The sequence below is a fragment of the Tropicibacter sp. Alg240-R139 genome (assembly GCF_900537075.1).
Taxonomy (GTDB): domain Bacteria; phylum Pseudomonadota; class Alphaproteobacteria; order Rhodobacterales; family Rhodobacteraceae; genus Falsiruegeria.
Map to the genome: position 1 here is coordinate 34,503 of NZ_UNRA01000002.1, position 14,733 is coordinate 49,235.

Sequence of the window (14,733 nt, forward strand, 5' to 3'; positions counted from 1 at the left end):
TATGTCTGATAGCCCTGCGTCCGGTGGCCAAAACACCAAGAAGCTAGTTTCTAAGGATGAGCTTTCCGAGGAAGGCTTCGGTTGGGTGATTACTGATCCGTTTGTCGAGACACAGGAAAAATCAGATTTGTTGCAGGGCGGTGCCCCAGATCCGTCCGAGAAGGCGAATGTCGCGGGTGCTCGAAGCTTTGTTCTTCCCCTTTCTATGATTAAGGACTTAGTGGGTGCAGATGGTGACACGTTGCCGTCTTCGGGTGTTTCGGGTGGTGTAACACTGCCGGCACCGGCCATTTCTTTGGCCGGATTGTTTGGGAACATTCCTGGCGCCATTCACCTTCCCGATGTTGGTGGTATCGGTGGCGCAATTCAGGTGCCTCTTTCGTCGTTGGGATCTTCAGTCAGCTGGATCGTTCCGCTAGAGTTGTCGCAAACGCCTACGTCAGGCAGTCAACAATCAGCCGTTCCTCCTGTTGCGTCGCATCTGGCAGTTGCCGGTCATCCGGGTGGTCCTGCTGTCGCTGCTTTGACGTCGACCGGATTCGAAGAACACCCTCTTAGTCTCTTGGTGTCTGTAACTGATAATCATGCCAATGCTGGCGGCGTCATGACGCATTTTGCAGGATTGCCGCCAGGAGCGACACTCTCGGCTGGGCATCCTGATTCCAAGGGCGGTTGGATTGTCCCGGCGGGAACCTCCTTGACTGGATTGCAAATGATGCCCGGACCGAACTGGTCTGGGCATGGCACGTTGTCAATCACAGCCACGCAACCAGATGGGCAAAGCACGTCGACGCGATTGCCCTTCAATGTGGTCGACACGCCAGATGCAGCCCTGATATCCGGGCAGGCAACAGGTACAACAACCGAAGACTTGACGCTTTCAGCTGGAGGACAGTTGACTGTCGTGGATCCCGATCCTGGCGAGGCTGCCTTTATCGTTGGGACTCAACAGGGCACGTATGGCCGATTTGAAATTGATGCCAATGGCGCGTGGCGGTTTGTGCTGGATAATGGCAAGCCGGATGTTCAGGCATTGGCCTCTACTGACAGCGTATCAGAGACGTTTCAGGCTCGTACGTTGGATGGATCTACGCGCCCGGTGATCATTACCATAAATGGTCGCGATGATGGTGCAGTTATTGGCGGTACGGCCGTCGGATCAGTTACGGAGGATCGGGGAGTTGCTGGCGGTGATCTGAGTGTCGGCGGGTCTCTGACGATTGTGGATCCGGATGCGGGCGAGGGTGCGTTTACGCCAGTGTCTGGCGCAGCTGGCGCAGGTCAGTATGGCAGCTTCACGCTGTCGGGGGACGGGCACTGGAGCTACACGGCAGACAACGGCCAGCCCTTGGTGCAGGGTCTTGGCGCGGGTCAGAGTCTGACGGACCGGTTGCAGATCACATCTGTTGACGGGACGACGCACGATCTGAGCGTGACGATCCAGGGAACGAATGACGCGCCGGTTCTGAGCGCGGCGACGGCCTCGGCAACCGAGGATGGCAGTGCGGTCACCGGCCAGATGACGGCCACGGATGTGGATAGCGGCGACACGCTGGCCTATGCGCTGGTCCAGGCGGCCCCTGCAGGATTTGCCCTGAGCGCCGATGGCAGCTGGACGTTTGATCCGACGGATGCGGCCTATCAGCATCTGGCGGCGGGCGCGACACAGGTGGTGACGGTGCCGGTCACTGTCACAGACGGCACTGCGACGGATACACAGAACCTGACCATCACTGTCACCGGCACCAATGACCGGGCGGTGATCAGTGCTCCGGTGTCACTCCCTGCTGGGCAGGAAGACAAAGCTGTCCCGATTGTGCTGTCCCAGTTGCTGTCCCATGCGACAGATATCGACACAACCGACAGTCTTTCGGTTACGGGGCTTAGCGCGAGCCATGGCGTGATCAGTGGTGACGCTGCACACGGCTTCACATTCACGCCGGACGCGAACTACAATGGCCCGGTTCAGCTGGCTTACACTGTCACTGACGGCCAGGGAGGCACTGTTGGGCAAACCGCGTCCCTTTCGCTGGCTGCTGTGGGCGATCCAGCGGTCATCACCGATGTCACCATTCCTTCGGTGACAGAGGATCGCGGTTACATCAACACACACTACGAACTTCAGGTTTACGGAAAGCTGAGTGTCACTGATCCAGACCCGGGTGAGGCACAATTCGACATAAACTATGGCCCGCAGACATATCGTGGGTTGGGATACGATACCCGCTTGGGCGGCTATGTTCAGTTACAACAAGACGGAAAATTCATCTACTACATCGACAACCGTCTGGATGCCATTCAACACCTGGCTGCTGGTCAGACAGCCACAGACACCGTCACGGTTCGGTCGGTTGACGGAACGCCCCATCAGATCAGCATCACCATTCACGGCACCAATGATGCCCCTGTTCTGACGGCTGCGACAGCTTCGGCGACCGAAGATGGTAGTGCGGTCTCTGGTCAGATGTCTGCTACGGATGTGGATACGGGTGACACTCAGGCCTATTCGCTGGGTCAGACGGCCCCTGCGGGTTTCACTCTGAACTCAGACGGCAGCTGGAGCTTTGATCCCACCGATGCGGCCTATCAGCATCTCGCGGCAGGTGCGACGCAGCAGGTCACCATCCCCGTCACCGTCACCGATAAAGCCGGTGCCACCGACACCGAGACCCTTGTCATCACGGTGACAGGCACCGACGACCGCACGGTGGTTACGGGGACGCATACCGGTTCCGTGACCGAGGACAGGTCGCTCACCACCGGCGGGAAGCTGGACATCACCGATCCGGACACGGGGGTGGCGCCGCACTTCACGCCCGGGACGCAGACCGGCAGCTTTGGTGCGCTGACCATCGATGCCAATGGCACCTGGAGCTACGCGCTGGACAACACCCGGCCGGATGTTCAGGCGATGGGCCAGGGCGAGACCCGCATCGAACAGTTCACCGTCGAGAGTGTCGATTCCTCTGGCAAGCCCGGCGTGCGCCAGGACATCACTGTCACCATAACAGGCACCGACGACCGCGCAGTGGTTACGGGGGCGCATACCGGTTCCGTGACCGAGGACACGTCGCCCACGACCGGCGGAAAGCTGGACATAACGGATATCGATTCCGGTCAGCCAGTGTTTACCGCAGAGACGCAGACCGGCAGCTACGGGGCGCTGACCATCGGTGCGGATGGCACCTGGAGTTACGCGCTGGACAACACCCGGCCGGATGTTCAGGCGATGACTACCGGAGACACGCATACCGAACAGTTCTTTGCCACGGCAACCGACCCGTCTGGCGGCACAACCCGGCAGGCGATCACCGTCACTATCAACGGCACCGACGACCGCGCAGTGATCGCCGGGACCAGCACCGGCATGGTGACCGAGGACAGCCATGTCTCGTCCTCGGGCATGCTGACCACTGGCGGACAGCTGACCATCTCCGACCCTGATCTCGCAGGCTTCCAAGAGGCGTTCCAGAGCCAGAGTGGCGCAACTGGCAACTATGGCAGCTTTACCATTGCGCCGGACGGGACATGGAGCTACGTCGCCGACAACAGCCAAGGCGCGGTACAGGCGCTCGGCCCGGGCCAGACGCTGACCGATACATTCCAGGTCTCCTCCGTCGACGGCACCACGCATGCCGTCACGGTCACTCTCAACGGGACAAATGACGTGCCTGTTCTGAGCGCGGCAACGGCCTCGGCGACCGAAGATGGTAGTGCGGTCTCTGGTCAGATGTCTGCTACGGATGTGGATACGGGTGACAGTCAGGCCTTTTCGCTTGGGTCGGCGGCTCCGGCAGGGTTTGCCCTCAACACAGATGGCTCCTGGACGTTTGATCCCACCAATGCGGCCTATCAAAGCCTTGCCGCGGGCGCGACGCAGCAGGTCACCGTGCCCGTGACTGTGGCCGACAGCGCCGGCGCGACAGATACGCAAAACCTCGTAATCACTGTGACCGGCACCAATGACGGTCCGACCGTCAGTGGGCCGGTCACCCTGCCTGGCGGCACCGAGGACAAGGCGGTTCAGATCACGGCGGCACAGCTGCTGGAACATGCGACAGATGTGGACACGGGCGATCAGCTCTCAGTCACCGGCCTGACGGCCAGCCATGGCACGATCACGGGCGACGCAGCCCATGGCTTCACCTTCACGCCAGACGCCAACTACAACGGCCCGGTGGCGCTCAACTATACCATCACTGACGGACATGGCGGCGCCGTCGCACAAGTTGCCTCCCTGACGCTGGCGGCGACCGGCGATGCGGCGGTAATCGGCGGCGTCGATACCGGCGATGTCACCGAGGATGTCAATGTTATGGGCATGCAGTGGTTACAGACCCGGGGTCAGCTGACAATCGCCGACCCGGACACCGGGGAGGCCCGCTTCGTGATGTTCCCGATGCGCGGGAGCTACCCGACCAGTCTCGGGGGAAGTGCCTCTCTGGTGATCGGACCGAAGGGAGGGTGGATCTACGATGGCGATAATGACGACCCGCGCGTTCAGGCGCTTGGCGCCGGTCAAACTCTGGTCGACACGGTTACGGTGCGCTCCGCCGATGGCACCACGCACCAGATCCAGATCACCATCCATGGGACGAATGATGCGCCTGTTCTGAGTGCGGCGACGGCCTCGGCGACGGAGGACGGATCCTCTGTCACGGGGCAGATGTCGGCGACGGATGTGGATACGGGCGATACGCTGAGATTCGGGTTGCCGCAGGCGGCCCCTGCAGGATTTTCCCTGAGCGCCGATGGCAGCTGGAGCTTTGATCCCACCGATGCGGCCTATCAGCATCTTGCAGAGGGTCAGACCCAACGGGTCACAATCCCGGTGATGGTTTCGGATGGGCACGGAAGCGACGCGCGCAATCTTGTAATCACCGTCACCGGCACCAATGACGGTCCGACCGTCAGCGGCCCGGTCACCCTGCCCGGCGGCACTGAGGATACGGCGGTTCAAATCACGGCAACGCAGCTGCTGGAACACGCGACGGACATCGACACCGGAGACCAGCTCTCGGTCACTGGCCTCAGCGCCAGCCACGGTACGATCAGCGGCGATGCGGCCACTGGTTTCACTTTCACGCCGGACCCGAACTACAACGGCCCGGTCAGCCTCAGCTACACCGTCACCGACAACCACGGCGGCACAGTTTCACAAACGGCCGCCCTGACGCTGGCCGCGACCGGTGATGCGGCGGTGATCACAGGTGTGGGAGCGTCCCTAAAGGAAGATGTTGGAGTTGGAACCGGTGTCGGGGACCATGGATTGCTGAGCGCTTATGGCCAATTTCATGTCACTGATCCGGATGGCGCCTCTGAATCCCAGTTTCCAAATATGGGGTTCCAAACCTACACCGGATCTTTGGGGGGCAGCCTTCAGGTCAATCCGGATGGGCAGTACATCTACCACCTCGCCAACACTATCGTTGACCATCTTAAGACGGGTGAAGAAGCAAAGGATAGCTTTGTCATTCACAGTGTAGATGGCACAACTCATCCAGTAGATTTCACCATCGCTGGCACGAATGACGCACCTGTCGTCTATCGCAATCTCGTAACCAAGTTCGAGGGCGAAAATGTCTTCAATGGCCATATAGCTGCTGGTGATTTGGATCACGATGATTCAGCGTCATTGACGTTCACAAGCAATGCACCCGTTGCGGGCTTCCACCTGAATAACGATGGAAGTTACAGCTTTGATCCATCAAACGCCGCATATAGCCACCTTAACAATGGTGACCATACGATAATTTCTATACCCATTACGGTCACGGATTCGGATGGGCTGAACAGTACAGGAAGTCTGAGAGTTCAGCTGCTTGGAAGGAACGATGCTCCGGTCCTGTCCTCTGCGACGGCTTCGGCGACCGAGGATGGCAATTCCGTTACTGGTCAATTGTCCGCGACGGACGTCGATGACAGTTCTTTCACACTGCAATATTCGCTCGGCCAAACAGCACCCGCAGGTTTTGCACTAAACGTGAATGGCTCGTGGAGCTTTGATCCCACCGACGCGGCGTACCAGCACCTCGCAGCGGGCGCGACGCAGCAGGTCACCATCCCGGTCACGGTCACCGACAAGGCTGGGGCCACGGACACCGAAAATCTTGTCATCACCGTCACCGGCACCAATGACGGGCCAACCGTCAGCGGCCCGGTCACCTTGCCCGGCGGCACTGAGGATACGGCGGTGCAGATCACGGCAGCGCAACTGCTGGAACACGCGACGGACATCGACACTGGGGACCAGCTCTCGGTCACTGGCCTGAGCGCCAGTAACGGCACCATCGGCGGCGATGCGGTGCATGGGTTCACCTTCACACCCGACCCGAACTACAACGGCCCGGTCAGCCTGAGTTACACCGTCACCGATGGCCATGGCGGGACTGTGGCGCAGACCGCAAGCCTGACACTCGCGGCTGTTGGGGACGCCGCTGTGATCGGCGGAGTGGATACCGGAAGCGTGACCGAAGGAACCGCAGGTCAGGATATGTCACCTGATTATGCCCAACCCGGCATGGCCCATCTTCGAATGGCGACGCTGAAAGTCGACGGACAGTTAACCATAATCGATCCTGACGTCGGGGAAGCCGAGTTTGACGGCAAAGGAATTGGTTTCAATTATCAAGGCCAGTTTGGTGATCTTCTTCTGAACCCTGATGGGTCCTGGCATTACAATGCGGACGCTGGTGGCTTGCGGTTTGTCGGTGGACGGCCCACTACGCGAGGCACTGCGATTGACCAGTTGGGCGACGGTGAGACGCTGACCGACACGATCACGGTACATTCCAAGGACGGTACCCCCCATGACATCGTGATCACGATCCATGGCAGCAATGACCGGCCCTATTGCTCGTCCGAGGTCGTGTTGCGCCCCGGCGCCGAGGACACGCGCCAGACGCTTACCTCCGTGCAACTGCTCGGGAACACGGTCGACGTGGATGCCAACGATGTCGGCAAGCTGGCCATTGCCAACCTGCATCCGGATCACGGTTCTATCCTGGACAATAAGGACGGTACCTACACATTCACGCCAGAGAAGGACTACAACGGCACGGTCCACTTCACCTATGACGTCAAAGATGCCCATGGTGGGGTGACGCATACGGGGGCTACGACGACGCTGTCCGCGACTGGTGATGCCGCCGTGATTGGCGGGGTTTCTACTGGCGATGTGACCGAGGATGTGGCTCCGGGCCATCACACGACCTTTGGTACAATCCAGACTGGTGGTGATCTGACTATTGCGGACCCTGACGCCGGTGAAGCGGTGTTCAACCCTCAGAGCTCCATCGCAGGTTCGAATGGCTATGGCCAATTCAGCGTCGATGCCAACGGCCACTGGACGTATGTCGCCAACAATCAACAGGCCGCGATTCAAAACCTTGGTCCCGGTCAGACATTGACCGACACCTTCACCGTGAGCAGCGCCGATGGGACGACACATGACATATCAGTTGCGATACACGGCGCGATTGATGATCCCACCGTTGGTGCGTCGGTCGGTACGACGCAAGCCGTTCCAACCCACGCATCCACTACTATTGCGGGGTACGCAGCCAGTGCAGCTACAACTTCGGGCTTGATCTTCCACGCCTTTGCGGCCGGTCAGGAATATGAGACGCCCAACGGTCACTTGGTGGACCCTGCGACGGCCACGGCACAAATTGGGGTAAACTGGGGTACAGTCGGTGTCGATGGTCCAGTTCCTGCAGGTGCGGCTGGAATCAGCCAATCCCTGGGAGACAAGGGTCACATCGACAGTGTCATGGTCGATCCGGCCGACAAAGCCGTGCAGCAGGGTGAAACCCTTGTGATCGAGCTGCATGGCACGACAACCAGCGCATTTCTGCAACTCAATGGTTTGGGTGGACAAGGCGATAAGTTGCGGTGGGTGGCTTATGGCAGCGACGGGGCGCCGGTCGCTCAGGGCGTTTTGGCAGAAGACAGCACAAGCAATCCAACCGGACTTAAAGACCTGTCCATTCAGTCCAGCCAGCCTTTTGCCTTTGTCGCATTGCATGCAGAAGCGCCCGACCCGATCCCGGGTTCACATCACTCGCAGGTGCAATTCAACACCAATGTCGGCCTGTCCATGTTCCAGGCTGAACTGCGCCGGTTTGAAACAGCACTGGATCTGACTGGAACAACGACAGACAGCAGCGACACAGATCAAAGCATCTCCTGGCGGATCGATGGGCTTAACCAGGCGCAGCTTTCCGCAGGTACACATAATCCGGACGGGTCCTGGACTGTGACGCAGGCCGAGGCGAGAGGCCTCACAGTACTTTACGCGGAGACGCAGCACCTGTCTGTGACCGCAATCTCCACAGACGCTGGAACTGGCGATACCGCTCAAAGCAGCCCGGTGCCTGTCACCGTCGATTCCACCGGTGCACTTTACTCTGTGATTACCGGTTCACCGATTGCGCACACCGACGAAGACCGGGTCGTACCGATCACAGGCGACCTGGGTATCGATACAAACAAACCTGTGGCTCCGGACTTTGTAGCCGGAAACACCGATACGCCGTATGGCCATTTCCACATTGATACCAATGGTCACTGGAGCTTCACCGTTGATACAACGAAAGCACAGGTGCTGATTGGTGCAGGCGTGAACGAGAACGTGACTGTCACCACGACCGACGGCGCGACGATGCAGGTGCAGATCCAGATCGCCGGCCAGAACGACCCGGGCGTTATGACGGATGCCGCGGGATCGGGCGTGCGTGGACCCGCAGCCGTGGTGGGAGGTCAGCTTCAGGTCACCGACATAGATAGCCCTCCGCGTTACCTGTTTATGCTAAGTGGCGCCGCCAGGCCGTCTTCGTCGATTCAGGGCCAGTATGGAACTCTTCAAGTTGACCAGAGTACGGGTGCGTGGACCTATTCGGTCGATCCTACACTGGCCGCCTCGCTCCCCGCCGGAGCGACTGTAGAAGAAAGCTTTGTCGCGCAATCCATCAATCTTGGCGATCATTCCCAGCTCAGCCTAACCCTGCGTGTGGCCGTTGACAGCACAGGCTCGGCGAACGTACTTCAGGCAGTTGCCGCAACTGACAGCGGTGACGTAACCGAAGATCAAACCGCGACGGGTACGCAGGATCTGGTGGCCAGCGGTGTGCTAGGAAGTGTTGTTTCCAACGACCCGCTGCCGACCGCGCCAGTTGCCGGCTCGCACGGCACGTTTGCAATGACAGCCGACGGTCACTGGACCTATACGGCTGACAATACGGACGCGACAATTCAGGGTCTGAAAACCGGTGATACACTGACCGATACAGCCACAGTGACTACGACGGGTGGCCGTAGCTATGGGGTTACCATCACCATCCATGGGACGGACGACGCGGCAGTGATAGGTGGCGTGTCTACCGGCACTGTTACCGAGGACGTAGGGCCAGGACACCATACCACACTGGGTACTATTTCCACTTCAGGAGATTTGACGATCTCTGATCCGGATCACGGCGACGCGGCTTTTGTTGCGCAAAGCGGTGTTGCGGGATCAAACGGCTACGGGACATTCAACATCGACGCAAACGGTCACTGGACATACAGCGCCAACAATCAGCAGGCGGCCATCCAGTCGTTGAACAACTATGACCAACTCACTGATACACTAACCGTCACAACAGTTGACGGCACGCCGAAAACGGTCAGCGTCACCATTCAAGGTACCAACGACCTGCCCGTGATCAGCGTGGCATCCGGAGACTCGGATACAGGTTCGGTCACCGAAGACGCCGCGACCACAACGACTGTTGGCACCCTGACAGCAACCGATATTGATCAGGGCGATGTTCAGACATGGTCTGTTGTTGGAAACGGTGCAGGAACCTATGGATCGTTGAGTGTCGATCAAAATGGTCAATGGACCTATACGCTCGATAACAGTCGCCCGGCCACGGACGCGCTGGCGACCTCGCAGACCGTGCGGGATGGTTTTCTGGTTCAGGTGACGGACAGGGCCGGCGAAACCGAGACGCATCGCGTCGTTATCGATGTTGCCGGTGCGGATGATGGGTCGGTCATCACCGGAGCAGATGACCGCACAACCGATGAAGATACCAGTATACGGGGCAAGCTTGATGTTCAGGCACCCGACCCGTCGCTCGCCAGCTTTGTTGGCGGCGTCCAGCCTGGGTCATATGGCACGTTGCTGATCACTGGCAGCGGTGATTGGCAATACATACCCGGAAGCAATGCCCAAAGCTTGAACGTGGGTGATACTCAAGATGACCTTTTCAGGGTCCACAGCGCAGACGGTACCGAACACACGATTGCGATACATGTAACTGGTGCAAACGATGCACCGGTCGCTGTAGCTCAAACTGCAAGCGTGGCAGAAGGGAGCGCAACAACAGGCCATCTTACCGTGTCCGACCCGGACGTCGGCGATACCCATATTTTCACGGCCAGCCCAGGAACAACACTACCGCCCGGATTTACCTTGCATGGCGACGGATCCTATTCTTTCGATGCAGGAGTTGCAGCCTACAACGGTATGAAAGAGGGCGATACCAAGGACGTACTCATACATCTCGTTGCCACCGACAGCGAGAATGCAGCGACGTCCTTTGATCTGACGGTCCAGGTCACTGGAACCAACGATGCCCCCAGACTGACGGTGGCTGTTCCAAGGTTGTCGACGCCAGAAGACACGCCGTTGACAATTCGGTTGGCGGATCTGGGATACACAGATCCTGACGGCGATCCGTTGGATCACGTCACCATTCTTGACGTCCCCTATGCCAATTCACAAGGCAACCTGTATCTAAATGGAGTCAAAGTGGCCTCCAATGATCAGATCTCGGCAGCAGACATTTCCGCGGGTCATCTATTGTTCCAGCCGGCGCCAAATGTGCATCGAAGTGATACATATTTCCGGTTCACGACTAATGATGGACATGTCGACTCGAACCCGGCTCGAGCGAATGTAAACATTACGTCCGTTAACGATGCTCCAACGGTCTCAGCCGGAGACCTGGGCCAGACGGACGCAGGACAACCTAAAACCTTTGATGCGTCCCAACTTCTCTCGCTGGTACATGCTCAGGATATCGATCATGACACTTTGTCCGTTGCGAGTGTTCAGGTCGATCGTCAATTCGGAACAGTCACCCACAATCAGGCCGGAGGTACTTGGACCTTCCATCCTGCCGCGGGTGTGCATCGCGACGATATTCCGATTCATATTGGTGTGTCTGACGGAACCACGACGACACAAGCGAGAGCCTCTATTGATGTGATCCAGACTTATGTGCCCCCGGATGTCGCTGTAAGCGTGGACATCTCGCATGGCCAAACGGTTTCCGGTAGCAGCAGCGGTGGTCATTCAGCCGGCGGTTACAACAACTATCTCGATCAGATGATGCATCAATTGCAACAAGATCACGGTGGTCGAACGGTTACCCGGGTTCATGACGAAGTGAAGGGCAGCGAGCACAACGATCGAGTCTTCATTTTCGATGATATGGGACATGAAGAAGTAAATATGGAAAAGGGCAGTGACCTTTTCTACTTACGCGGAACGACCCATGAAAAGATCGAAGGCAAAGAGGGGCGGGATACCCTGATTCTGGGAAGCTATGACAGTACACGGCACGGTCCTCATTCCTGGCGCAACATCCCGGAGATCAAAGATGTCGAAAACATCATGACCAATGATGGGGTATGGGTTCGGGGCGGGCCACCACATGGTCTTGCCGCCAGCTATTTTCAAGCGTCACCGCCACCCCATTATGAGTATGACATCGACATCAAGGTGTCGAACCACGCCGCAGGAAGTCAGATATCGGCCATTAGTATCAGTCATTTGCCGGCCGGTTTGCGTTTGCTGAGCGAGCAAGGGCAAGAGATTACGGCAAATCCAAGAGACGGCAGCTACACCATCGATCCGGCGCATTCGAATGTTACTTTAGTGTCGGATCATCAATTGGACCCAAGGCATCCGCCTGGCTTCGAAACGGTGGTGACTTCGCACAATTCTGGCATGGGAGTGCAGACCGTAACGACGCAACATTCAGACGGCCACGTCGATCATGTGGATACTCCTCTTGTGTCCCACGACGAGCCGACTGACAGTGGTTTTGATGCGATAACCGTAACAATTCTTTCAGAAGATCCGGACACTCTGCAACTTGACGGATACCAGGGTGAGAATATCGATCCCTCGCACCAGATCGAACATCCGGTTGTAGCGGAGGAAAGCGTAGGAGATCGAGAGTTGTCTTATCATGACATAGGGAGTGCTTCAACCAATCCTTACTTCGACGCCGTTGGTATTACTCATTCATCAGATGGGCAGGCTTCTCAAAATCAGTTAAGTGATAATCCCTATTTGGATGCGGTTGGCGTTGATGACTCTGACTTACCAATTGCAGCAGAAAACAGTGTTGATCCTGATGTTTTGGAAGCGTCCAGTGTGAATGACATTGAACAAGATCCAGATGAAGCGAATCTGCCCGATCCGGTTGATGATATTCTCGATGTGTCGGAGCCCGTGATCGATACAGACGATCCACAGAATGGATAAACAACGTCTTGAATAGTGCCCGTCGAGTGGTCCCAATCGAAATACTGCTCACTGTTCTTAGGTGATTGATCTGGCAAACCATTCGACTTCTCGTTCCGTGATCTCAGCCATTTCCCATCTCCTCCTCGATCCGGTCGAGGGTGCGATCGGTTGCACCCTGGTTGCCGTTGGTGGACTCGTCGATCTGGCCTGCGACGGCTGCGGTGATCAGGGCGGCGCGGTATTCGCGGAGGTGGTCGATGCTCGTCTTAGTCTTGTCCGAAACGGACATGAAGACGCTCTCTTTTCGCTGCAAGTATTCTGCGATGTTCTGCTGTTCTTCGAGAGGCCGTCGCGATCAGCGCATGGTGGACGGACTACAGGCGCAGGCGAAAGTCGCGGAAATCGGATCGGATGAATGGGCTTCGCTTCGGGACTGGGCACGCAGTTCCGGCATGAGGCTGCTCAGAGGGCGAGACGAAACGTATTCTAAAGCTATCGTTCTGTGCCGCACCTAGCGACTACCTTTCGTGACTTGAGGAGTCTTTCTGCGGTTTGACTGACTGAAATCAAAGGCGTGGGCGTGTTTGGTTTGCGTCCAGTTCAACCCGCCACCCCAATTGCAAACTAGCTCAGTTGTGTGGCACGGTTGCGATATTGGCGAGGTGATAGTTATGCGATTGATTTTCTCTGTGTGGCTACTGGTGGCGTTGTCATCATTCTCCCCAGCCATAGCGCAGACACAGAGCTACCAGCACCTTATTCAAAGCTTCAGTGCCGTTGATTTAACGCGGGCTGATAAGCGGTTTCTACAAGCAGCGCTAGCTTTCGAAGGGCACTACTATGGGTTGCTGGACGGTGATTGGGGGCGTTTGAGTCGGGAAGCCATGACGCGTTATTCGCGCCAAGAGTTTGGCAGAGCCTCTGAAGAGTGGCATATGGCGGCGCTCGCCTTTGGTTTTTTCGACCGTTTTGAGCGCGATGGTTGGGACATGCAGTACTATCCCAGCTTGGGTTTGTCCGTATTGTTGCCAATGAAATCGACTATCAATGACCCTCCCACAGAGAACTTCGTGAACATGCGCCACGCTGGAAGTAGCCTGTCGATTTCACTGGGCATACATGGACAAACCTTCGTGGAAAGAATTCATAAGTTCACGGTTAAGTCGGATGGTCATGCAACACAGCCCTATATTGTTCGCAAAAAGAACTTTGCAGTTTCTTCTGTAACAAAGGCAGACGGTTCGCTGCTTTACACAAGGTCGAATTTCATCAACGGCTCATGGTCTACAGTTATGCTGTCGGCTCAGAAACGTGACGCCTCCTTGCTCAGTGCCGTTTCCTCTAGCTTGACAATCGGTAGGGCCGCTCAACTTGGCATAACCCCAAATGGTCGCTTAGAGACGGCAATCAACGATACTTTGAGCGTCATAGAAGAAGAGAAACGTAAAGAGCGGAACGCTGAGTCACCACAGCCAAACGCAGTAGCGCGAAAGCCAAAAGTGAGCGGCGGCTCAGGCTCAGGTTTTTTCGTTTCCGACAGGGGCCACGTTTTAACGAATGCTCATGTGGTCGATGGTTGCGGTAAAGTCTTGGTAGATGGGGTCAACGCCTCTCTGATTGATACTTCTCAAGACTTTGACCTCGCTCTACTTCAAGCTAACAAGCCGGAAGAAAAGGAAGTGGCAATTTTTTCTACTGCACCTGCCAAGCTGAATTCTGACGTAACTGCAGTTGGCTTTCCTTATGCCGGAATGCTCGGCGGCCTCAACGTCACTCGGGGTGCTGTCTCCTCATTGAAAGGTGTGGGCGGAAACGCGACAACTATGCAAGTAACTGCGCCGGTTCAAAGTGGTAACTCAGGTGGGCCGTTACTTGGGCCAAGTGGAAATGTAGTGGGTGTGGTTGTTTCGAAGCTGGACGCATTCAAAGTCGCAGGGGCACTAGGGGATGTGCCCCAGAATGTGAATTTTGCTGTTCGAGGTGAGATTGCGAAGCTGTTCTTGGCGCAAAATGGCATTGACCCGAAATTGAGTGTTTCAAGTACCAAAGTCGAACCAGTTACAATCGCGGAGCGGGCAAAAAGGTTCACAACATTCATTGAGTGTCGATAAGATAAACTTGCTTATTGATTTCGGAAAAAAATCGGGAATGCCTTAAATGGGTGGATATGGATTAGGCCGACCATCTTACAAACTAAAGGCTGAAGA

3 protein-coding genes are annotated in these 14,733 nt (G+C 57.0%); 2 read left to right on the forward strand and 1 reads right to left on the reverse strand.

Going from position 1 to position 14,733, the window contains the following annotated elements:
* Window position 1: 1 nt before the first annotated feature.
* Window positions 2–12,544 (forward strand): VCBS domain-containing protein, encoded by a 12,543-nt coding sequence (locus G6R15_RS07840; RefSeq protein ID WP_164659319.1) that lies wholly within the window; start codon window positions 2–4, stop codon window positions 12,542–12,544.
* A gap of 103 nt (window positions 12,545–12,647) precedes the next feature.
* Here G6R15_RS07840 and G6R15_RS07845 read toward each other — a convergent pair whose 3' ends face one another.
* Window positions 12,648–12,815: a hypothetical protein gene (locus G6R15_RS07845; RefSeq protein ID WP_164659320.1), complete on the reverse strand. Its 168-nt coding sequence runs from the start codon at window positions 12,813–12,815 to the stop codon at window positions 12,648–12,650.
* A gap of 382 nt (window positions 12,816–13,197) precedes the next feature.
* On the opposite strand from G6R15_RS07845, the gene G6R15_RS07850 reads away from it, so the two are divergent.
* Complete coding sequence (locus tag G6R15_RS07850) at window positions 13,198–14,637, forward strand: serine protease (RefSeq protein WP_164659321.1); 1,440 nt, start codon at window positions 13,198–13,200, stop codon at window positions 14,635–14,637.
* Window positions 14,638–14,733: the final 96 nt, after the last annotated feature.

What these genes read in the sequence shown, in the direction of transcription:
- G6R15_RS07845 (WP_164659320.1), bottom strand. Translation starts at nt 12,815, where the DNA reads ATGTCCGTTTCGGACAAGACTAAGACGAGCATCGACCACCTCCGCGAA.
- G6R15_RS07840 (WP_164659319.1), top strand. Translation starts at nt 2, where the DNA reads ATGTCTGATAGCCCTGCGTCCGGTGGCCAAAACACCAAGAAGCTAGTT.
- G6R15_RS07850 (WP_164659321.1), top strand. Translation starts at nt 13,198, where the DNA reads ATGCGATTGATTTTCTCTGTGTGGCTACTGGTGGCGTTGTCATCATTC.